Annotated in this window: 20 protein-coding genes and 1 tRNA gene; 18 read left to right on the forward strand and 3 right to left on the reverse strand. The window is 46.6% G+C overall.

Annotation, left to right across the window (positions count from 1 at the left end; translation table 11 throughout):
- Nucleotides 1-4 precede the first annotated feature (4 nt).
- From M3080_RS05845 to ispF, 3 genes are read left to right on the forward strand one after another with little or no spacing between them, the layout of a single operon-like run.
- Entirely contained in the window at nt 5-901 is an 897-nt protein-coding gene (locus tag M3080_RS05845; RefSeq protein ID WP_249092283.1) for a DMT family transporter, read from the forward strand.
- A 14-nt stretch (nt 902-915) separates the two neighbouring features.
- Nucleotides 916-1,608: a 2-C-methyl-D-erythritol 4-phosphate cytidylyltransferase gene (gene ispD / locus M3080_RS05850; RefSeq protein WP_249092284.1), complete on the forward strand. Its 693-nt coding sequence runs from the start codon at nt 916-918 to the stop codon at nt 1,606-1,608.
- A gap of 2 nt (nt 1,609-1,610) precedes the next feature.
- Nucleotides 1,611-2,090, forward strand: coding sequence for a 2-C-methyl-D-erythritol 2,4-cyclodiphosphate synthase (gene ispF, locus M3080_RS05855; RefSeq protein ID WP_249092285.1), 480 nt, complete (start codon nt 1,611-1,613; stop codon nt 2,088-2,090).
- A 16-nt stretch (nt 2,091-2,106) separates the two neighbouring features.
- Here the strand turns inward: ispF and M3080_RS05860 are convergent, their stop codons facing one another.
- Both M3080_RS05860 and ompR read right to left on the reverse strand, forming a co-directional pair.
- The gene (locus M3080_RS05860; RefSeq protein WP_022473545.1) at nt 2,107-3,507 is read right to left on the reverse strand and encodes an ATP-binding protein; all 1,401 of its coding nucleotides are present in this window, start codon (nt 3,505-3,507) and stop codon (nt 2,107-2,109) included.
- A 12-nt stretch (nt 3,508-3,519) separates the two neighbouring features.
- Complete coding sequence (gene ompR / locus M3080_RS05865) at nt 3,520-4,254, reverse strand: osmolarity response regulator transcription factor OmpR (RefSeq protein ID WP_022473546.1); 735 nt, start codon at nt 4,252-4,254, stop codon at nt 3,520-3,522.
- Between the two features lie 219 nt (nt 4,255-4,473).
- Here ompR and M3080_RS05870 point away from each other — a divergent pair, with 219 nt between their 5' ends.
- Genes M3080_RS05870 through M3080_RS05885 form a run of 4 tightly spaced genes read left to right on the forward strand, consistent with a single transcriptional unit; the run spans nt 4,474 to nt 7,125 of the window.
- Nucleotides 4,474-5,007, forward strand: a complete 534-nt coding sequence (locus tag M3080_RS05870; RefSeq protein ID WP_249092286.1) for a hypothetical protein — start codon at nt 4,474-4,476, stop codon at nt 5,005-5,007.
- 59 nt (nt 5,008-5,066) lie between these two features.
- Nucleotides 5,067-5,759, forward strand: coding sequence for a tRNA (adenosine(37)-N6)-threonylcarbamoyltransferase complex dimerization subunit type 1 TsaB (tsaB, locus tag M3080_RS05875; protein WP_249092287.1), 693 nt, complete (start codon nt 5,067-5,069; stop codon nt 5,757-5,759).
- The gene (gene rimI / locus M3080_RS05880) at nt 5,756-6,205 is read left to right on the forward strand and encodes a ribosomal protein S18-alanine N-acetyltransferase (RefSeq protein ID WP_249092288.1); all 450 of its coding nucleotides are present in this window, start codon (nt 5,756-5,758) and stop codon (nt 6,203-6,205) included. Before tsaB ends, rimI begins: the two co-directional genes overlap by 4 nt.
- The gene (locus M3080_RS05885; RefSeq protein ID WP_249092289.1) at nt 6,205-7,125 is read left to right on the forward strand and encodes a uracil-DNA glycosylase; all 921 of its coding nucleotides are present in this window, start codon (nt 6,205-6,207) and stop codon (nt 7,123-7,125) included. The genes rimI and M3080_RS05885 overlap by 1 nt, the downstream gene beginning before the upstream one ends.
- A 14-nt stretch (nt 7,126-7,139) precedes the next feature.
- Here M3080_RS05885 and lplT read toward each other — a convergent pair whose 3' ends face one another.
- Nucleotides 7,140-8,459 carry a lysophospholipid transporter LplT gene (gene lplT, locus M3080_RS05890; RefSeq protein ID WP_022473551.1) on the reverse strand — a complete coding sequence of 440 codons (1,320 nt, stop codon included), beginning with the start codon at nt 8,457-8,459 and terminating at the stop codon, nt 7,140-7,142.
- 186 nt (nt 8,460-8,645) lie between these two features.
- Here lplT and alr point away from each other — a divergent pair, with 186 nt between their 5' ends.
- From alr to lon, 11 genes are all read left to right on the forward strand, one after another.
- The gene (gene alr / locus M3080_RS05895) at nt 8,646-9,734 is read left to right on the forward strand and encodes an alanine racemase (RefSeq protein ID WP_249092290.1); all 1,089 of its coding nucleotides are present in this window, start codon (nt 8,646-8,648) and stop codon (nt 9,732-9,734) included.
- A 5-nt stretch (nt 9,735-9,739) separates the two neighbouring features.
- A complete protein-coding gene (radA, locus tag M3080_RS05900) occupies nt 9,740-11,116 on the forward strand; it encodes a DNA repair protein RadA (RefSeq protein WP_249092291.1) in 1,377 nt (458 codons plus the stop codon).
- Nucleotides 11,117-11,136: 20 nt separating this feature from the next.
- Nucleotides 11,137-11,925 carry an urease accessory protein UreE gene (locus M3080_RS05905; RefSeq protein ID WP_249092292.1) on the forward strand — a complete coding sequence of 263 codons (789 nt, stop codon included), beginning with the start codon at nt 11,137-11,139 and terminating at the stop codon, nt 11,923-11,925.
- 47 nt (nt 11,926-11,972) lie between these two features.
- Nucleotides 11,973-12,434, forward strand: coding sequence for a YbaK/EbsC family protein (locus M3080_RS05910; protein WP_249092293.1), 462 nt, complete (start codon nt 11,973-11,975; stop codon nt 12,432-12,434).
- 90 nt (nt 12,435-12,524) lie between these two features.
- Nucleotides 12,525-12,613, forward strand: a tRNA-Leu gene (locus M3080_RS05915).
- A 73-nt stretch (nt 12,614-12,686) separates the two neighbouring features.
- On the forward strand, nt 12,687-13,832 hold the full coding sequence (locus M3080_RS05920; protein WP_022473555.1) for an iron-containing alcohol dehydrogenase: 1,146 nt from the start codon (nt 12,687-12,689) through the stop codon (nt 13,830-13,832).
- 316 nt (nt 13,833-14,148) lie between these two features.
- Nucleotides 14,149-15,450: a trigger factor gene (tig, locus tag M3080_RS05925; protein ID WP_022473556.1), complete on the forward strand. Its 1,302-nt coding sequence runs from the start codon at nt 14,149-14,151 to the stop codon at nt 15,448-15,450.
- Nucleotides 15,451-15,469: 19 nt separating this feature from the next.
- Nucleotides 15,470-16,096 carry an ATP-dependent Clp endopeptidase proteolytic subunit ClpP gene (gene clpP / locus M3080_RS05930; protein ID WP_283162560.1) on the forward strand — a complete coding sequence of 209 codons (627 nt, stop codon included), beginning with the start codon at nt 15,470-15,472 and terminating at the stop codon, nt 16,094-16,096.
- 64 nt (nt 16,097-16,160) lie between these two features.
- Nucleotides 16,161-17,402 carry an ATP-dependent Clp protease ATP-binding subunit ClpX gene (gene clpX, locus M3080_RS05935; RefSeq protein WP_249092294.1) on the forward strand — a complete coding sequence of 414 codons (1,242 nt, stop codon included), beginning with the start codon at nt 16,161-16,163 and terminating at the stop codon, nt 17,400-17,402.
- On the forward strand, nt 17,399-18,031 hold the full coding sequence (locus M3080_RS05940; RefSeq protein WP_249092295.1) for an alanyl-tRNA editing protein: 633 nt from the start codon (nt 17,399-17,401) through the stop codon (nt 18,029-18,031). The genes clpX and M3080_RS05940 overlap by 4 nt, the downstream gene beginning before the upstream one ends.
- A gap of 174 nt (nt 18,032-18,205) precedes the next feature.
- Nucleotides 18,206-20,662 carry an endopeptidase La gene (gene lon / locus M3080_RS05945; RefSeq protein ID WP_249092296.1) on the forward strand — a complete coding sequence of 819 codons (2,457 nt, stop codon included), beginning with the start codon at nt 18,206-18,208 and terminating at the stop codon, nt 20,660-20,662.
- Nucleotides 20,663-20,777 lie beyond the last annotated feature (115 nt).

Below are 20,777 nucleotides of genomic sequence, written 5' to 3' on the forward strand. Positions count from 1 at the left end.
TTCCATGGCTTTAAGTGGCGACGCAAAACTTTGGCGTGGCATTGTTTGTACGCTTGTGGGCGGTATCGGCTGGGGCTTTTCCGGCGCCTGCGGACAATACTTGTTTACTTATCAGGATGTCCGTCCCGATTGGCTGACTGTTGTTCGAATGGTGATCGCGGGCATCTTGCTTTGCATGGCTTTTATTCCAACGCATTACCGAGCGATGCGTCCGATTTTTAAACCGGGCTTACACTGGCTATGGTTATTAATTTATGCCTTGGGCGGTTTGATGATCAGTCAGTTTGGCTACTTAACAGCGGTTGAGTACACCAATTCCGGTACAGCTACGATGCTGGTTTATTTCAATCCGGTTTTCATTTTGGCCGCCGTATGTCTGATTCAGTCCAGGCTTCCGATGCGTCGTGAGATTTTAGCGATCATTTGTGCTTTGGTAGGAACCTTTTTTGTGGCTACTCACGGTGAGCTTAGTCATTTGGCTATTTCTGCAGAAGGTTTGTTTTGGGGACTAACCAGTGCTTTTGGTATCGCTGTTTATACGATTTTGCCGGCCCGCTTTCTTTCCAAATACCCAACTCAGGCACTAATGGGTGTAGGGATGCTGCTTGGCGGATTGATTACCGGTTTTATCATCGATTTTCCTTCAATTAGTTTTCAATTGGATACGTACGGCATTGTTGCTCTGATTCTGATCATTCTTTTAGGAACGATTGTCGCTTTTATGCTTTATATGCAAGGCGTTGCGGATTTAGGCAGCGTCAAAGCCAGCATGATCGCTTGTGTTGAGCCGATATCCGCAGCCGTCTTCTCAGTCGTTTTTTTCGGTACGCAGTTTGCAACGATGGATTACTTGGGCTTTGCCTGCATCCTTGCTACCATATTCATCCTTGGCAGGCGCTAGAAAGGTTTATCGGTATGTCCAAACGTATTTTGTTAATCCCGGCCGCAGGGGTTGGGGAACGGATGAAAATCGGTTATCCGAAGCAATATTATCCCTTGCTTGATAACACTTCCATGCTTGAAGTGACCGTGAATCGGCTACAGGATATGCATCTTTTTGATCAGATTGCGGTAGTGGTATCCAAGAACGATTCCTACATTGATCAGTGTCATTTTCACGGAGATGTTTGTATTTTCCCGTGTGGGGGAGAAACTCGGTCGGAATCTGTTTTAAATGGTTTGGTGGCATTAAATCCGACTGATGATGATTGGGTCTTTGTACACGATGCGGCTCGTCCTTGTCTGGATCGTGAGTCTGTTGAAAGACTGATAGAGACGATTGAGTCGGAAGCGATTGACGGAGCAATTTTGGCTATGCCCGTTACCGACACGATTAAGTGGGTCGGCTCTTGCGGTCTCATCGAAAAAACCATCGACCGCTCGCATTGCTATCGGGCGCAAACTCCACAGGTATTTCAAGCGGGCGCTTTACGCGCTGCATTAGTTGAGGCAAAAGGGCCAGTAACGGATGAAGCAAGTGCGATGGAAGCGCAAAATGCCAAAATCCGAATTGTGGAGGGCTCTGCTTTTAATATTAAGGTCACTTATCCTGACGATATAGAAATTGTCAGAAACTATTTGTTGAATTCAGAACAGAAGAAGGATTGAAAATGAGTTTTCGTATTGGACAAGGCTATGATATTCACCGCCTGGTTGAGGGCCGTCCTTTGATTTTGGGCGGTGTTACGATTGATTATGAAAAAGGACTTTTGGGTCACTCTGATGCCGATGCGCTTTTGCATGCTATCACCGATGCTCTGTTAGGCGCAGCCGGATTGGGGGATATCGGTCGCCATTTTCCGGATACTGATCCTGCTTATAAGGATGCGGACAGCAAAATTTTATTGTCCGATGCGGTCGGTCTTGTGGTTAAAGCCGGTTGGGCAATCGTCAATGTGGATGCTACGGTCATTGCACAAGCGCCTAAACTTGCTTCCCATATGGAAGCCATTCGAGAATCCGTTGCCAAGGCCATCGGCATTGATCTTCAACGCGTGAACATTAAGGCCAAGACCAAGGAAGGGTGCGATGCCGTCGGCCAAAAAGAAGCCATTGAAGTTCACGCCATCGCACTGCTTGAAGCTTTTTAGTATTCAGGCGTGATGATTATTTATTTCTAGGCAAAAGCGTATCGGTCGGTGCCGTTTGTTCTTCGAGAACCGGTTTTTCGTTTCGTTTATTGGCAAGCGGCATCACCAATTCAACGATTAAGCCGTGCGGGTGGTTCGAAGATAGCTTGATGTGACCACCTGAACGTTTAACCACACGAACAACAATGGCGAGGCCCAGACCGGCCCCTTTCGCACCGCCGCGAGCCGTGTCTCCGCGTTCAAACGGACGGACAATTCGAGCCATTTCTTCAGCAGGAACTCCAACACCTTTATCACAGATGCGAAGCATTGCTTCATCGCCTTGACGCAGAACCTGAATATTTAATTCCAAAAGTCCAGACTCGGGCGTTCTGCCGTAGCGGTCAGCATTGACGAGCAGATTTTGGATCGCACGGACAAGTTCTGTTGGATGAGCCATCACGAAGAGGTTACCCATTAGGCTCGTTTCAATCTTCACATCGTCTTTGGTGCGCAGGCGCATGTCACCAATCGTTTCATACACCATTGCCCCAAGGTCAACCCGTTCAAGCGGTTGCTTACTGCGTTTGGCATAGGCCATGAATTGGTTGACGATGCTTTCCATTTGCTCAAGGTCGCTCACCATCGCGTCGCGAGAATCGTCCGGCAAATCAGCTAATTCGATTTCAAGGCGCATGCGGGTTAAGGGCGTGCGTAAGTCATGGGAGACACCGGCTAATAGTAGTTCTCGGTCATCTTCCATGCGCTCAAGTTCTCGCACCATATGGTTAAAGCTGTGATTGACGGCTTCAATTTCGGCAGTTCGAGTGTTTTCCGGCAGGAGATCGGGTTTTTCCCCTCGTCCTAATTTTTTAGCCGCTTCACTTAATTGAGCCAACGGTTTAACTGTGCGTTGTGTGAGAACCGTCGCACCAAGGGTGCCAACTAAAAAGGCCACAAATGCCCAGAAAACCCAAGTCGTGCCGAACGGGGGATCCAATAGGTCGTTACGGATCAATAGCCAATAGTCATCGCCTTCAATAACCATGGATACCCAGACGCCTGTTTCGCCGTTGACTTCACCGGCGACGATCGTGCTGTTGCCTAAGACCTCTTTTGTTTGACTGTCAATGAGTTCAGCGATATTGCCTTGAGCATGTAAGGGTTTCCAAGTATCGGAACTTTCTTTCGGGATAATTCGCACGCCCTCACGATAAGCGAGCACATGCAGCAAATCGGGACGCGCATTGGGATCAGAAGAAATCAAGGCGTAACGCGTCAGATTAACGGTTGAAATAATCTGCTGCGATACACCTTTCGAAAAAGGAACCTCGGATAAAACACGAAAGCTTTGAAGCCACGCGAGAGCGGTGATGATCAATAAGAGCATCAAAAGGGTAAAGGTCCGCCAAAATAAACTCGGTGACTTCAAAGGCATATTGAGTTCCTATTATTGTTGATTCGATTGTCCACCGTCTGGGATGAACACGTAACCGACACCCCAAACCGTTTGCAGGAATCTGGGTTTAGAAGGATCGGGTTCAATCATTTTACGCAGACGAGACACCTGCACGTCAAGCGAGCGGTCAAAAGCTTCATATTCGCGGCCGCGGGCAATCTCCATCAATTTGTCGCGAGACAAAGGTTGTTTGGGATGGCGAGCAAAAGCTTTCAAGACAGCAAATTCACCGGTTGTAAGGGGAACGGGTTCGCCGTTTTTACGCAATACGCGTGTGCCGAGATCCAATTCAAATTCGCCGAATTTAACCACTTCGTCGGTCATCGAAGGTGCACCCGGAGCATCCGCAGCCGGACGACGGCGAAGTACGGCATGAATACGGGCCAAAAGTTCTCTCGGGTTAAAGGGCTTCGGAATGTAGTCATCGGCCCCCATTTCCAAACCAACGATACGATCAACGTCTTCACCGCGGGCGGTGAGCATAATGATCGGGGTCGTGTCTTTTTGTTCGCGCAGACGACGCAGAATCTGCAATCCGTCTTCGCCGGGCATCATGAGGTCCAAAATCAAAGCATCAAAGCGTTCACGAAGCCACAAACGGTTCATCGTCACACCGTTATCGGCCACAAACACTTGGAATCCGTTTTCGCCTAAGTAGCGGCGTAAAAGATCACGGAGACGGGGATCGTCGTCAACGACTAATAATTTGGGTGTACGTTCTGACATGATATTTGTAACTCACTTTAAAATGTAATTGAAGAAAAAATCGTTTTTGTTACATTTATATTTTGATCAAATTTTTGAGTTTGTAAAGGGGGTAAATGGCTTTTTTACACTCAATTACACAAAAGAAATGACATTAAAAATTCGTTTCACCTTTTTGAGTTATTTATCCTTACTATCTGCCTTGTATAGAAGATCGGCCTTTGGGCAAAGGAAATTTTGATGCAAAGACCCTGTCATTTGAAAATGATTACGTTCGCACTATGTGCAGGTGTTTTTACCTGTGCTTCTGCGCACCCATTTTTGACTCCGATAGCCGAACATCATAATTCCTCCACCCCTTATTATGCGGGTGAACCCATTGATCAGATGCTCTTTTCGATGCCGCAATCCGATGGCAATCCCAAGCTCTGGACGGAGATGAGTGCTAAGGAAAGAGCGGAGATATGGCCGTTTCTTTCTCCAAAGATGCAGCGTTACTATTGGCGAAGCATGACAGAACCCGAACGTCGTGCGATGCGTGCTGAATTTAGCCCCTCTATTAATGAAAAGTTCCGCAAACGCTACGTTTCGCCGTCCGAGTGCGATGGGCACATTGTCCGCCACCGCCTTTCACCTGAAGAAAGAGCACAAATGCGTCGGCAAATTCGGGAAATGCATATTGAATACTATCGATTCCGTCATCAAAGAGCACCGATGCCGGGCGCTGAATCTCAATCAGCACAATCAACTCAACCGGCCACTCCGGCTGAGTAAATCAACCTTCTCAGACTTCTCGTGCTAAGATAGCCCATCATTTTTATATTAGTGTGAAGATGGGTAAACCAGTCTTATTGGCTTTTGATACAGCCACCGAATATTGCTCTGTTGCCTTAGCTTATAAAGCGCAGGTTTATTGTCGTACCGAAAAACTCGGTAATTCTCATTCTGAATGCCTGTTACCTTGGATCGACGAGCTGATTAAAAATGCCGGTATTTCTTTAAAGGACCTTGACGGTATCCTATTTAGTAGCGGTCCCGGTTCCTTTACCGGTTTGCGTATCGCCTGTGGTGTTGCTCAGGGATTAGCGTATGGTCTGGATAAAAAATTGTTGCCGACCTCAACACTCACCGCTCTGGGTTATCACTATCGTGATCGTGGCAAACGTATTGCCGTCCTAAATGATGCTCGGATGAACGAGTGTTATGCCGCTATTTATGAAAATAGCGACGGTCGCTTTAAGGTTCTTCAACCTGAACGATTGGTAAAACCGGAAGAAGTGCAACGGTGGCTCGAGCAAAATGAAGTAACCTTTGTGGTTGGAACCGCTATTGGCGTCTATGACATGAATCTCAAAGTCGAGCATCTTTATGCCCACCCTGATGCCTCTTATATGATTGAGTGGTTTAATGGTTGCCGAGATACAGCCGATCAACTTTGGGTAGATCCTGATAAGGCAGCTCCCATGTATATTCGTGATCATGTCGCGCTCACTATTAACGAACGATTGCAAGGAGCAAAACTTTGACGTTGCGTTTTTGCTCGGCTGCAGAGACAGATTTGGAAGCCATCAGTCAATTAGATGCCAGTGCTTTCGAGTTTCCCTGGAGTTTCGCTGATTTTGAAGGATCTTTAAAAGCCGGACATCAATTTTTGTTATTAAAAGACGATGACAGGCTTTTGGGTTTTGCTGTTTACATGCAGATTTTTGAGCAATCGGAGCTTTTGACCATCGCCGTTACGCCGTCTGAACAGGGAATGGGGTACGGTAAATTGATCTTAAATGAGGTTCTTGCTCGCTTAGCTGCCAATCAAGCGGAGAGCTTATTTTTAGAAGTTCGTGTCAGCAACACGCGCGCCCGCGCTTTGTATCATTCGGTTGGGTTTCAAGAAATTTCTTCTCGAAAAGGTTACTATCCGACTCGTGACGGTCGGGAAGATGCGATTGTCATGCAAAAATTATTGGGGAACTAATGGCTGGCTATTCAAAAGAGACTGCGCGCCTATGGATGGCGATGGACATCGGACCGCTGTGGATCGGACGGGACGAAGATGACCCATTGTCTCCGCAGTCTATTGCAAAAGACAGCACTGCAAAAGAAATTACTGAAGCCCCAAAGTTGGCCGCGGAACAAAATTCCGCTCATTCAGACGACTTTAAACCGGCATCACCGCTTAATAAGACGCCGCCTCACGAGCATTCAGTGCTGACGAGTCCAGAGTCGCATAAACCAAAGACTTTTGAACTCAAACCGATTCGTCGAAGTTTTGCCGAGCCCGGCATTGTGGAAGTTGATTCCGAATTGTTGACTCGGGCACAAAACGCTGACTGGAAGACGCTGCAGACGTTGGTTTCTCAGTGTACAGCCTGTAAAGCCTTGAGTCAGAGCCGCCTTTCAACGGTTTTTGGAACGGCAGAAAAGACTGCCAAGATGGTGATTGTCGGGGAAGCTCCAGGGCGTGATGAAGATCTCCAGGGCAAACCGTTTGTTGGTAAAAGCGGTGAATTGCTCGAAAACATCCTTCGCTCTTTGGGCTTAAGGCGTGGAGCTGATGTGGCCATTATTAATGTCTTAAAGTGCCGTCCGCCCAATAATCGTGATCCTCATGACAATGAGATCGCCGCTTGTGCGACATTTTTAACTCGTCAGTTGGAATTGTTGGATCCGAAAGTGATCGTTTTGTCAGGCAGAATTGCTTCCCATGCTTTGCTGAAGACGGAAATGTCTACCGGCAGACTTCGCGGTCAAACCCATCATATTGAAGTTAATGGTAAACCGATCCCAACGGTTGTCACCTACCATCCGTCCTATTTATTGCGTTCGCCTACAGAGAAAATTTGCGCTTGGCGTGACTTCAATCTCGCTAAAAAGCTTCTGCTTGAGCTTTCCTAAATAGAAATTAATTTTTAATGACGTTTTTCTTCACCGATCAGGTGAGTGGAGTCGTATTCGCGTTGATTACGGAAGTGTTTATAGATAACCAAAAGCATGGAAATCAGAACAAATAGTCCGAACGTTACCATGGTGGCCGGTGCGCTCATGCCGAAATGAATCAAAAGTGAATAGATCCCAAGCATGATGAGAATCGAGAGGTTTTCATTGAAGTTTTGCACTGCAATGGATTTACCAGCACTCATCAGAACATACCCACGATGTTGCAGTAAAGCATTCATCGGGACAACGAAAAAGCCCGCGCAGATACCGACAGCAATCATGATGCAAACCGCAACCGACACAGCCCAGGTTACGTGAACGCCAAAACAGTCAAAGCCACCGACCGGAACCATTGATTGGTTGAAATAGGCTGAGCACGTAACGAGTGCCCCCATGATGACACCCATCCACAGAACCTTGAGAGAATTTTTCAGACTGATCAGTTGAGCAGCAAGAACGGCACCGATTGCAATACCGATACTGACAACGGCCTGAAGGATGGCACCTTCGGATAAGTTCATGCCGAGAGCATATTCGGCCCACTTTAAAACAAGGAACTGTAATACGGCGCCTGCGCCCCAAAAGAGGGTTGTGACGGAAAGCGAAATTTGACCTAGACGGTCTTTCCACAAAATAGCGCAGCTTTTATAGAAATTCTTAAGTGTTTCGATCGGTGTAAAGTCAGCTTTGGGATAACGGGCACCGGTATCTGGAATCAATAAGTTGACGGCAGCGGCAGCTAAGTAGATTAGAACAATAATAGAAATGGCCGCTTGTGCCGGGGTGGCGATGCCTAAAGCCACAAAAGGAAAGCCCGAGTGCAAAATGGCGTAGCTTACAGCGTCATTAATTAAAACGCCGCCCATTACAACCCCTAAAATGATTGAAGCTACGGTTAAACCTTCAATCCAACTGTTTGCCAACACCAGTTTAACCGGAGGAAGAAGTTCGGTGAGAATGCCGTACTTGGCAGGGGAGTAGGCCGCCGCACCAATACCGACAACGGCATAAGCCAAAAGGGGATGCGAGCCAAAAAGCATCAACAGACAGCCGCCGACTTTGAGCATATTGGTCAGGAACATTACTCGGCCTTTGGGCATGGAATCGGCAAAAATTCCAACATAGGCCGCCAGACAAATGTAGCTGACAACAAAGAAGAGCTTCAGAAGCGGAGTCATCCAATCGGGCGCATTCATTTGCGTCAGGAGCGCAATGGCGGCAATCAGCAGGGCATTGTCGGCCAGGCTCGAGAGAAACTGAGCGCACATAATGGAATAAAAACCGCGATTCATGAATAATCCCAAATTTCTTAAGCTGAACGATTCTAGCAGATCAACGAAAGAGTGTAGCTGATTAGGTATTAGGGAGAAGTCCCATTGAATTCAAGAAAAAGTTGAATTAAGCAGAAAAAAATTAGGCCCGCTGCGCTAAGATTAGACGAATCTTTTTCTGAAGCTTTTAGATATTAGAGAAGAGTTATGCCACGTCCTATTGCAGCCACCATTCACATGGGGGCACTCAGACACAATCTCCAACGCATGCGTGAGGCAGCCAACGGTCGCACACTTTGGGCAGTTGTCAAAGCAAACGCCTATGGTCACGGTTTATTGCGGGCAGCCCGTGCTTTCGAGGCCGCTGACGGCTTGGCCATGATTGATCTTTGCGATGCTCAAAAGGTTAGGGAACAGGGGTGGAAAAAACGGATTTTGCTTTTGGAAGGTTTTTTTGACGCCACGGATATCCCTTTATTGGAAAAATATGACATTGAAACCATCGTTCATAATCGTCATATGATTGAGCTTTTAAAGGCTCAGGCTCCTTATGCGTCTTTAAAAGTTCATATCAAAATTAATTCCGGTATGAACCGCTTGGGGTTCCTGCCTCAAGAGGAAGAAGAAATTCGGGCGCAACTTCAAACAATTGAAGGCGTTCAAGTAATGGGCGTTGTTACCCACTTTGCCAATGCTGAACCTACCTACGGTCATGAACGACCGGCGACTGTTTCGATTCAATTAAATCGGATGGACAAAATTCAACCGATGCCGAAGAACCTGTGTATGGCTAATTCTGCCGCTACGCTTTGGCAATCCGATGTAAAGGGTGATGCTGTTCGTGCCGGGGTGGCACTTTATGGCGTAAGCCCCGACAGCCACTACAGTTCTGCTGATCTTAATATCCGACCGGCGATGACCTTATCGGCCAAGATTTTGGCTATTCAAAATGTTCCGGCGGGCGAAGCAATCGGTTACGGTTCTCGTTTCGTTACCCATCGTGATTCGCGTATAGCCGTTGTTGCTTGCGGTTATGCTGACGGCTATCCTCGTTCAACCCCTGATGGCACGCCTACCTTTGTTGAAGGCAAAATTGCTCCGATTGCGGGAGCTATTTCCATGGATATGCTCACGATTGATGTTACGGATATTCCCGAAGCTCAATTAGGTAGCGAAGTGGAACTTTGGGGAGCGAATATCTCGGTTAATGATGTCGCAAAGCGGTGCGGTACGATCGGCTACGAACTCATGTGTGCGATAGCCCTGCGTGTTCCGATGCTCGAAGATGAAAATTAGTCCATATGGCAACAAAAAAGAAAAAAATTGAATGGGTTTGTTCCGAGTGCGGCGGAACCACGGTCAAGTGGGCTGGTCGCTGTCCCCATTGCGGTGAATGGAACACGTTAAAAGAATTTGTTGTTGAAACAGGGGCTGCCGCGCGATTTGGTGATTCGCGTCATAAAGGTCTGGTCAGCGCTTCAGAAGTGTTGGACTTGAACGATGTTCAGGCTCAAGAGGTTCCCCGTATTGTTACGGGCTTTCAAGAGTTTGATCGAGTTATGGGCGGCGGTCTTGTTTGTGGAGGCGTCTCCCTTATCGGCGGAGATCCCGGGATCGGTAAGTCCACTCTTTTACTTCAGGTGATGCATCGGCTTGTTCATCAGGATGTGCGTTGCCTGTATGTGAGCGGAGAAGAAAGCCCGGGGCAGATTGCTTTACGTGCTAAACGTTTAGGTCTTGAGCCTCAAGGTTTGAGGTTGATGAGCGAAATTCAGTTGGAAAAGATTGAGGCGACGCTTTTGGAAGAAAAGCCTCAATTTGTCGTTATTGACTCTATTCAAACGCTCTTTTCAGATCAGCTTGAATCTGCGCCCGGTTCCGTGACGCAGGTCCGTGAATGTTCAGCAAGACTGACTCGTATAGCTAAGAGTTCAGGCATTACTTTAATCTTTGTCGGTCATGTGACAAAAGACGGCTCATTGGCCGGTCCCCGTGTTTTAGAGCATATTGTCGATACGGTTCTTTATTTTGAAGGGGATACCCATTCCAATTTCAGATTGATCCGCGCTTTTAAAAATCGCTTTGGTGCGGTCAACGAATTAGGCGTTTTTGCCATGACCGATAGGGGACTGAAGGGTGTCAATAATCCGAGCGCTATCTTTTTGTCAGAACACAAGGCCAATGTTCCCGGTTCTGTCGTTATGGTTACGCAGGAAGGAACCCGCCCATTGCTCGTAGAAGTGCAGGCGTTGGTGGACACAACCCATCTTCCCTCACCTAAACGTTTGTCTGTTGGTATAGATCAACAGCGCCTTTCGATGCTATTGGCTGTACTTCACCGGCATGCAGGATTGGCCTGCTTTGACCAGGATGTATTTGTCAATGCAGTCGGCGGGGTTAAAATTACCGAACCTGCTGCCGACTTGGCGGTATTAATGGCGATATATTCTTCACTGAGAAATCGTTCTTTGCCTGAAGGATTGGTTGTGTTTGGCGAAGTGGGGTTGGCAGGAGAAATCCGACCGGCGCCCAGAGGCCAAGAGCGTCTGAAAGAGGCGGCTAAATTAGGTTTTTCCCGGGCCATTATTCCACGAGCAAACGCTCCGAAACAGCCGATTGAAGGACTTGAAATTATTGCGGTTGATCGATTGAGTAACGCAATAGATGCCATTCGTTAGGATTTTTAAGCGAGAAGAAAATGAAAATTACGAAAATTTTGGCTTCTGAGGCAACCCCGGCAAAAGCCATTTTAAATCGTGCTCAGCATGTGGCTTTAACTAGCCTCGAACGTGATAATCTGCCCGCTCAGGTTATTGTGAATGGGGTGACTGTAGAAACAGAAGTAAGCGACAAGCGTCCTTTGGAAGTTGGTGATGTTCTCTTGGACGATGCCGGTCATTTCTATGTTGTTGATGCTGCTCCCGAATCCGTTCTGATGATCAAGGGCGATGAAGAATTCGCAGCAGAAGCTGCCGTGGCTCTCCTAAACCGAGGCATTCGTGTCGCTCAGGTTGAAAATGGTTTTGCGATTGCTAAAGACGAAGCCTTGCAGCAATTGTTGACTGATGCAGGCTTGGAATTTGAAGAAGTGATGATGCCTTTTGACCCGATTAAGTTGCCCAAACGTCATCATGGAGGTGGTTGTTGCTGTGGCGGGCACCACCATCATGAGCACGGTGAAGGCTGTGGTTGCCATGGCGGACATCACCACCACGATGAGGGTGAGGGATGCTGCTGCGGTCATCATGATCACGAACACTCTGAAGGCTGCGCCTGCGGTGGGGAGCATCATCACCATCATCATGAAGACGGTGAGTGCTGCTGTGGCCACCATGATCATGAAGAGGGATGTGAGTGCGGCGGCGAACATCATCACCATCATGAGGATGGATGCTGTTGTGGTCATCATCATGACCATGATGAGGAACATCACCATCATTCTCATCAACGTCATTACCATCACGAAGAAAAGAATAAAGCCGAATAACAATGAAGATCAGGGCGTGAAGTTAAAGCTTCTCGCCCTTTTTTGCTATGAGTATTGAAAACGTAAAAGCCTATCTGAACGAAAAAGGAATCGGAGACTCTTATATTGAATTTCCGGGTTCAAGTGCTACCGTCACCTTAGCGGCGGAACAATTGAGATGTGAGCCTGATCGAATTGCGAAGTCCCTGGCTATCAAATTAAAAAGCGGACGGCTGCTCGTTATTGTTGTCTCCGGTGAATCGAAATTAGACAATTCAAAATTCAAAAAGCTTTTTAAAGAAACTTCACACTTTTGTCCTGCTGAACTTCTTCCTGAGCTTTACGGTCATCCGATGGGAGGAGTTTGTCCCTTTGCACTTAAGGACAATGTTGAAATCTTTTTGGATGAAAGCTTAAAAAAATACGATATTGTCTATCCGGCCGCAGGAGCCCCTAACAACGCTGTAAAAATTACGCCTGAACGATTGGCTGAGATTTTATCGGCAGGTTGGGTGGCCGTTACGAAGTGATTTCAAATTTTTGAGGGCGCGTTTCTGCTAGCAGTGTTTCCGCTAGCCTTACAAGTTAACAGGCTTTCATGTACAATCTTAGCCTCGTGTGCGGGGATGGCGAAATTGGTAGACGCACCAGGTTTAGGTCCTGACGCCATTTAAACGGCGTGTCGGTTCGAGTCCGATTCCCCGCACCATTACTTCTCTTCTCTATACCTTCTTAAGTGACTTTCCTTGATAGAATTCTCCTGTTTTATCAAGGAACACATCATGTTTAATTTCGTTTTTCAAAATACGACTAAGTTAGTTTTTGGTCGTGGTCAAATCGCACAACTGTCCTCTTTGATTCCGACGGATAAAAAGGTACTGATTACTTTTGGCGGCGGCAGTGTCAAAAGAAACGGTGTGTATGATCAGGTCAAGAAAGCTTTGGCCGGCCACAATGTTGTTGAATTTTGGGGCATTGAACCCAATCCGGCCGTAGAAACTTTGCGTAAGGCGGTTAAGCTTGGGTTAGAAGAAAAAGTTGACATGCTTTTGGCCGTTGGCGGTGGTTCGGTTTTAGATGGTACAAAGCTTATCGCGGCCGCCATTGCCCAACCTAATTTAGATGCTTGGGATATCGTTAAATCGGGCAGCGCTATCAAGCAAATTCCTTTTGCCAGTGTGATGACTCTTCCTGCAACGGGATCTGAAATGAACAACGGAGCAGTTATTTCCTGTCATGAAACGAAGGAAAAATTCTCATTTAGGGGTGATTATCCAGAGTTTTCCATTTTAGATCCAGAAACCACTTATTCGTTGCCTGCGCATCAGATCGCCTGCAGTCTCGCTGACATTGTTGTTCATTGCTTTGAACAATATATGACAACAACAGGGCAAAGTCGTGTTCTTGACCGCTGGGCTGAAGGCGTTATCGCGACGGCTATGGAGATTGCTCCGAAGATTCAGGCTGACCAACATAATTATGACCTCATGTGTGATTACATGTATAGCGCCACCATGGCCTTAAATAACTTTATTCGCATGGGAGTCACTCAAGATTGGAGCACGCACCAAATCGGTCATGAATTGACGGCACTTTGCGGAGTGACCCATGGTGAAAGTTTGGCTATTGTTTATCCGGGAACGATTGATGTGCTTCGTGAGCAAAAGAAAGGCAAACTCCTTCAATTTGGTTCACGCGTCTTAGGTATTAACGAAGGCACAGAAGAAGAACGTATTGATAAGGTTATCGAAAAAATTGAAGCCTTCTTCAAGTCTCTTGGCTTAGCGACGAGATTATCTGAAAAGAAGATTGGGGTTGATGTTGTTGAAGAAATCACCAGACGATTCAACGAGCGCAATGTTCACTTGGGTGAAGCACAGAACGTGACGGGAGATGTTGCTCGAGAAATTTTAATGAAGAGGCTTTAATTCTTTTTTTACTTTAAAATATTCCACAACCAATTGATATTTAAAGTGAAAATAAGATCTTTTAAAGTTTCACATTAAAAGAGGATTGAGTCAAAATAATTAAAAATAAGTGGCTTACAAGTGAAGACTTCACCAAATTAATGGTTGGTAATCACAATTTTGTTGCTACTGTGGCTATAATCAAGCGTTTTTGTGCGAAAAGTAAGATACTTCGTACTGATGACAAATTTTTAATTGGGCGGGGACTAGGTTCCCTGACTATTGAACCGTTCGATGTGACCTTGTTCATGCCGAACACTTTAATTAGTAATAGAAAATGACTGAAAAAGAAACCACGAAGAGTTCTTTGGAACGTACCCTTGATTTGACGATTTCGGCTCAACAATTGCAAGCCGACACCGAAACGATCCTTAAGCGTCGTGCTAAGACGGCTAAGGCTCACGGTTTCCGCCCGGGTAAGGTTCCGATGAAGATGGTCCGCGAAATGTACGGTGCTCAAGCCTACATGGACGCTATGAATCACTTGATCGGCCAAGCTTATGAAAAGGCTGTTGAGGAAGCCGGTTTGAAGGTTGCCGGTGCTCCTGAAATCACCCCGAAGGGCGAAATCAAGGACGGTGAAGATCCGAAATTTACGGCTACGGTTGAAGTTTTCCCGGAAGTTGAAGTGCCGGATTTGAAGGACGTGGAACTCAAGCGTTTCGTCTGTGAAGTCACTGACACCGAAGTTGAAAAGACGCTCGAAATCATGCGTAAGCAACGTGCCACCTATGAAGTGGAAGAAAACGGTGTTGCCGCTGAAGAAAAGCGCGTGACGATTAACTTTGTCGGTAAACTCGACGGCACGCCTTTTGAAGGCGGTACGGCCAACGGTTTCGCTTTTGTGATCGGCGCCGGTCAAATGCTCCCTGACTTTGAAAAGGGTGTGACCGGAATGAAGACCGGTGAAAAGAAGACCTTTGAAATGACGTTCCCGGCTGACTATGTTGAAAAGCTTGCCGGTAAGACCGTTGAATTCGAAGTCGAACTTACCAAGGTTGAAGTAGCCAAGTTGCCTGAAATTGACGATGAATTCGCCAAGAAACTTGGCATCAATGACGGTGTTGCCAAGATGCGCGAAGAAATCGCCGCTAACTTGAAGCGCGAAGTCAAGGCTCGTATCACCCAACAAACCAAAGACGGTGTTATGAATGCTTTGAATGACGCTTGCCACTTTGACCTCCCGAAGGCTTTGGTTGCTGAAGAACAACAAGCCTTGGCCCGTGGCTTTGAACAAAATATGACCGCTCGCGGTATGGATCCGAAGCAACACAAGATCCCGCTTGAAATGTTCAAGGAACAAGCTGAACGTCGCGTTCGTTTGGGCTTGTTGGTGAACGCCTTGGTTGAAAAAGAAAAGTTGACACCGACCAAGGAAGAAGTGGAAGCTCACGTTGCCGATTTGGCCGCCAGCTACGAAGATCCGGAAGAAGTCAAGAAGTGGTTCACGAGCGATGCTCGCCGCATGTCTGATGCACAAGCCTATGTCTTGGAAAACAAGATCACCGAATGGGCTTTGAGCAAGGGCAAGACCACTGAAGAAAAGGTCGAATTCGACAAGTTGATGGGTGGTCTCTAATCAGATCTCCGATAAAAGGATGAATGCTATGGCGATGACTTATGCAGACATGAATCTCGTGCCCACTGTTGTTGAACAAAGTGGACGTGGGGAACGTGCTTTTGACATTTTTTCCCGTTTGTTGCGCGACCGTGTGGTGTTTCTTACCGGTCCGGTGACAACCGAGAGTGCCAATTTAGTCATCGCTCAGCTTTTATTCTTAGAAAGTGAAGATCCGGAAAAAGATATTTCGCTTTACATCAACAGTCCCGGTGGCAGTGTCTACGCCGGTATGGGTATTTACGACACAATGCAATTCATCAAACCTGATGTGAGCACGATTTGTGTCGGGATGGCGGCCAGTATGGGAGCGTTCCTCTTGGCTGCCGGTGCCAAAGGCAAGCGTTTTGCTTTGCCCAATTCCCGTATCATGATTCACCAACCTTCCGGCGGTTCTCAGGGTATGGCCAGTGATATTGAAATTCAAGCCAAAGAAATTTTGGATTTGAAACTCACCCTCAATACCATTTTGGCTGAACGCACCGGTCAGTCTATTGAGACCATTGCCCGAGACACTGATCGTGATAATTACATGAATCCGATTCAAGCCAAACAATACGGTATCATTGATGAGATTTATGTCAAACGCGGACAAATGTTGAAGTAAACGAAACTTCGTACCGTTTCAACAGGGGAGGCGTTGTCCTCCCTTTTCTTAATTAGGGATATCAATGTCGGACAAACAAAATCGCTGTGCTTTTTGTGGTCGTGGTGAAAGTGAAGTCGAACACATGGTAACTGCCAATGGCGTTAGCATTTGTTCGGATTGCGCCCGTATGGCGCTTGAGTCGATGACTGGGGAGACAGCTTCTGCCGCTGCCTCAGACACAGCACCGCAAGAAAGTTTCCTGAATAAACCGCTGCCCAAGCCCAAGGAAATTTTTGATCGTTTAGATCAATACGTTATAGGGCAAGATCGCGCCAAGCGAATTCTTTCTGTCGCGGTTTATAACCACTACAAACGATTGAGACACTTGAGCGATAAAACAACGGACGTTGAATTAGCCAAGAGTAATATTTTGCTCATTGGTCCGACCGGCTCCGGTAAAACGCTTTTTGCGCAAACCCTCGCAAAAATGCTTGATGTCCCCTTTGCTATTGCCGATGCAACAACTTTGACAGAAGCCGGTTATGTCGGCGAAGACGTTGAAAATGTTGTGCTCAAGCTTCTTCAGGCGGCTGACGGCGATATTGAAAAAGCCCAGCGCGGCATTATTTATCTGGATGAATTAGATAAGATTGCCCGTAAAAGTGAAAATCCTTCCATTACCCGTGACGTTTCCGGTGAAGGTGTTCAACAGGCTTTATTAAAACTTATTGAAGGAACTCAAGCCAATCTTCCGCAACAGGGTGGCAGAAAGAACCCCGGCAAAGCCATGGTGACAGTGGATACCACAAATATCCTTTTCATTTGTGGTGGTGCTTTTGACGGACTCGATAAGATTATTCAACGTCGAGGTGAACGTGCCGGAATTGGCTTTGCCGCTCAATTAAAGAGCAAGAACGAAAAGTCGCTCACTGAGCTTTTTGCTCAAGTCGAGCCGACGGATTTAGTCAAGTATGGTCTGATTCCGGAACTGGTGGGCCGTTTGCCAGTGATTGCTTCTTTAGAGGAACTCACGGAAGAAGCTTTGATCAGCATTCTCGTTAAACCCAAGAATGCGCTGATCAAGCAATTTGAAGCGTTATTTGCAATGGAAGGCGTCAAGCTTACTGTAACGGAAGAAGCTCTTGTGGCCATTGCTAAGAAAGCAATCAAACGTAAAACAGGCGCTCGCGGCTTAAGAAGCATTGTCGAAGGTGTCCTCACGGATGTGATGTATGAAGTCCCGAGTTTAGGGGATGTCAAAGAAGTGGTCGTTGATGAGCGCGTGATCAATGAATCTGCTAAACCGATTTATATCCGCAGATGACAGAACTTTTATACCTTTTTGAAGATTCAACAGAATGTACGGCAAGTGTTTTGTCCTGTCTGCCGACCGGTGATGGTCTGTATGCTGTAGCACTTGACCGTACAATTTTTCATCCACAAGGTGGCGGTCAGCCTTCCGATATCGGAACAATTAATAACGTTTCAGTTGTTAAAGTTGTGCACACACCTGAAGCTGTTTTGCATATAACTGACCGTGAAGTTGCCGGAGAAGTTGTCCTCAAAGTTAATTCAGAGAAACGCCATTTGCACTCAAGATTGCATTCAGCAGGGCATATTATCGGCCTGGTCGGCGATCAATTAGGTTGGCACGCAACCCGCGGCAATCATTTCCCGGGTGAAGCTCGGGTGATATTCGAACCTCACGTCCCGGCATCCGTGGAATTGGTTGATTGTGTTCAGTTTCAGGCACAGGTTAATCAAATTATCACTCAAGCCTTTGTGAGAGTTTTAAACGAAAATAACGGAATCCGCACAGTGACTTGGGGCGATCTGCCTGCCTATCCCTGTGGTGGAACCCATGTCAAAACTTTAAACGAAATTGGTCAAGTTGAAATCAAGAAAATTAAGTTGAAAAAAGGTCAAATCACGGTTTCGTATGCGTTAATCTGAAAATATTGCTCAAACGAACCTAATTTGTATCTGTTTGTCTTTGTCTGATTACAAACCTAATTAAAACTGTTACTCTCGCTTTTATAAATAATGTTGTACAGGGCCGTCTGGGGTTGAAATTTTGATTTTCGTCCCCATATACGCCCTGTAATAGTCTCTATGGTATAGAAATCGATGACAACTAAATCTAAAAAGAAACAAGCAGTTTTGCCTGTTCTTCCTCTGCGCGATATGGTGATTTTCCCCGGATGCATCCAACCGGTTTATGCCGGTCGTGCAATGAGTCTGGCGGCCATTCAAGCCATGGGTGAAGGGGATCAGATTGTTATTTTGACTCAGAAAAAGCCCGACGTGAATGAGCCGAAAGCGGAGGATCTGTTTGATGTGGGTGTGGTTGCTCGTGTTTTGCAACGCATCACGCTTCAAGACGGTTCCGTAAAGCTTTTGATTAATGCGTTATATCGTGTGAAGGTTCAATGGCTTGATTTTTCACAAGCCTACATTAGTGCCATGGTCGAACCGATGGTCACCGTTCGTCCAGAGCAGCCTCTTGAAGAGGAAGCCTGGCTGAAGGCATTGATGACGGCCTTTACTAACTTTACGCAGGTCAATACGGCTTTACCCAAAGATCTGATTAATCTTCTGAAGAATAAGAACTCTTTGGAAGAAACGCTTGATGTTGCCAGCCATTATTTGGATATCTCTGCTTCGCAACGTCAGGAATTGCTTGAAGAGCCAGACTTGATTCATCGTGTTGAAAAGGTTTTGGCTCGTGTGAGCGAACTCATTGACAAAGTACAGATTGAAGAGAAGATTCAACGTCAAGTCAAGCGTCAAATGGATCGCAATCAACGTGAGTATTACCTCAACGAACAGATGAAAGCGATTCAGAAAGAATTGGGTCGCGGCGAAGAAGATATGGTCGATATCGACCAATATGCAGAAAAAATCGCTAAAAGCGGCATGAGTGATGAAGCTCGGGAAAAATGCGAAAGTGAGTTAAAGAAACTTCGTATGATGCCGGCCATGTCCGCAGAAGCTACGGTTGTTCGTGGTTATTTGGATACGCTTTTGGCCTTGCCTTGGACCAAAAAGAGTCGCGTCAGCAAGAATATCAAGGAAGCTAGTGATATTCTCGAGGCTGATCACTATGGTTTAGAGAAAGTCAAAGAGCGCATTCTTGAGTATCTGGCTGTTCAGTCTCGAGTTGATAAGGTCAAAGCGCCTATTCTTTGCTTAGTCGGTGCTCCCGGTGTTGGTAAAACCAGTTTAGGTCAGTCCATCGCTAGGGCAACGAATCGTAAGTTCGTCCGTATGGCTTTGGGCGGTGTTCGTGATGAAGCTGAAATTCGTGGTCATAGACGCACTTATATCGGCTCTATGCCCGGGAAAATTATTCAAAGCATCACGAAAGCCGGTGTTCGCAATCCGCTCTTTTTGCTCGATGAAGTAGACAAAATGGGGATGGATAGCCGTGGGGATCCCGCCAGTGCTCTGTTGGAGGTTTTGGATCCTGAACAAAACAATACCTTCCAGGATCACTATGTCGAGGTTGATTACGATCTTTCCGATGTAATGTTTGTCGCAACGAGCAACTCGCTCAATATTCCTCAAGCGTTGCTCGATCGTATGGAAGTGATTTACCTGTCCGGCTACACGGAAGATGAAAAACTCAACATTGCCAAGCGTCATCTGATACCAAAACAGATGAAGTTAAATGGTCTGAAAGATAAAGAACTTCAGATTGAAGATGAGGCGATTTTAGACATTATCCGTTATTACACGCGTGAAGCGGGGGTACGTGGTCTTGAACGTGAAATCAGCAAGATTTGTCGTAAGACGGTTAAAAATGCATTGATTGCACAGGCAGCTGCGCCCAAAAAACGTGGAGCGAAGAAAAAGACAATCGATACGGTGGTCGTTAATTCTTCGAATATCGGCGACTATCTGGGTGTTAAACGCTTCAGTATCGGTTTGGCACAGAAAGAGCCGCAGATTGGTCAGGTTAACGGGTTGGCTTGGACTGAAGTCGGAGGGGACTTGCTTCAAATTGAAGCGGCTGTGTTCCCCGGTAAGGGGCAGGTGCAACGTACGGGCAGCCTTGGTGATGTCATGAAAGAGTCAGTTGAAGCTGCGCGCAGTGTGGTGCGAGCCCGTGCCGATAGTCTTGGACTTGATTCGGACATTTTCGGCAAGACCGATTGGCATTTACACTTCCCGGAAGGTGCAACACCGAAGGATGGACCGAGTGCCGGTGGGGCAATTACGACAGCCATGGTTTCTGCCTTGACTAAGATTCCGGTGCGTCCCGACGTGGCCATGACCGGTGAAATCACGCTTCATGGTGAGATTTTGGAAATCGGCGGCTTGAAAGAAAAGCTTTTGGCAGCGCTCAGAGCCGGTGTAAAGACCGTTTTGATTCCTAAAGACAATGTGAAGGATCTGCAAGAGATTCCGGATAATGTCAAGAACGGTCTGGAAATTATTCCGGTGAAGTGGATTGATGAGATTTTGCCGATTGCGTTGGTGAAAAATCCGATGAAACGCTTTGATGAATTAACTAGCGAAGTGAAAACGGATGTCATCAAACACTCTGTTTTAGGTAGCCAAACGGGATCTGCCGCATCATAACGGAAGCTAGTTTGGTTGGGTGCAAAAGGAGTTCAAATCGGACTCCTTTTGTATCATTGGTCTGTATATGTGAAAAAAGTTTGTTTGGCCCTTGAATTAAGGACTTTTGTAGTGT

Source organism: Parasutterella secunda (assembly GCF_023336895.1).
Taxonomy (GTDB): Bacteria; Pseudomonadota; Gammaproteobacteria; order Burkholderiales; family Burkholderiaceae_F; genus Aphodousia; species Aphodousia faecalis.

Excerpts from the sequence above, each read along its gene's own strand:
- M3080_RS05885 (WP_249092289.1), top strand. The coding sequence starts at position 6,205 with ATGGCTGGCTATTCAAAAGAGACTGCGCGCCTATGGATGGCGATGGAC.
- alr (WP_249092290.1), top strand. The coding sequence starts at position 8,646 with ATGCCACGTCCTATTGCAGCCACCATTCACATGGGGGCACTCAGACAC.
- lplT (WP_022473551.1), bottom strand. The coding sequence starts at position 8,459 with ATGAATCGCGGTTTTTATTCCATTATGTGCGCTCAGTTTCTCTCGAGC.
- ispF (WP_249092285.1), top strand. The coding sequence starts at position 1,611 with ATGAGTTTTCGTATTGGACAAGGCTATGATATTCACCGCCTGGTTGAG.
- M3080_RS05870 (WP_249092286.1), top strand. The coding sequence starts at position 4,474 with ATGCAAAGACCCTGTCATTTGAAAATGATTACGTTCGCACTATGTGCA.
- tsaB (WP_249092287.1), top strand. The coding sequence starts at position 5,067 with ATGGGTAAACCAGTCTTATTGGCTTTTGATACAGCCACCGAATATTGC.
- ompR (WP_022473546.1), bottom strand. The coding sequence starts at position 4,254 with ATGTCAGAACGTACACCCAAATTATTAGTCGTTGACGACGATCCCCGT.
- tig (WP_022473556.1), top strand. The coding sequence starts at position 14,149 with ATGACTGAAAAAGAAACCACGAAGAGTTCTTTGGAACGTACCCTTGAT.
- clpP (WP_283162560.1), top strand. The coding sequence starts at position 15,470 with ATGAATGCTATGGCGATGACTTATGCAGACATGAATCTCGTGCCCACT.
- clpX (WP_249092294.1), top strand. The coding sequence starts at position 16,161 with ATGTCGGACAAACAAAATCGCTGTGCTTTTTGTGGTCGTGGTGAAAGT.
- M3080_RS05845 (WP_249092283.1), top strand. The coding sequence starts at position 5 with ATGGCTTTAAGTGGCGACGCAAAACTTTGGCGTGGCATTGTTTGTACG.
- radA (WP_249092291.1), top strand. The coding sequence starts at position 9,740 with ATGGCAACAAAAAAGAAAAAAATTGAATGGGTTTGTTCCGAGTGCGGC.
- ispD (WP_249092284.1), top strand. The coding sequence starts at position 916 with ATGTCCAAACGTATTTTGTTAATCCCGGCCGCAGGGGTTGGGGAACGG.
- M3080_RS05920 (WP_022473555.1), top strand. The coding sequence starts at position 12,687 with ATGTTTAATTTCGTTTTTCAAAATACGACTAAGTTAGTTTTTGGTCGT.
- M3080_RS05905 (WP_249092292.1), top strand. The coding sequence starts at position 11,137 with ATGAAAATTACGAAAATTTTGGCTTCTGAGGCAACCCCGGCAAAAGCC.
- M3080_RS05940 (WP_249092295.1), top strand. The coding sequence starts at position 17,399 with ATGACAGAACTTTTATACCTTTTTGAAGATTCAACAGAATGTACGGCA.
- M3080_RS05860 (WP_022473545.1), bottom strand. The coding sequence starts at position 3,507 with ATGCCTTTGAAGTCACCGAGTTTATTTTGGCGGACCTTTACCCTTTTG.
- M3080_RS05910 (WP_249092293.1), top strand. The coding sequence starts at position 11,973 with ATGAGTATTGAAAACGTAAAAGCCTATCTGAACGAAAAAGGAATCGGA.
- lon (WP_249092296.1), top strand. The coding sequence starts at position 18,206 with ATGACAACTAAATCTAAAAAGAAACAAGCAGTTTTGCCTGTTCTTCCT.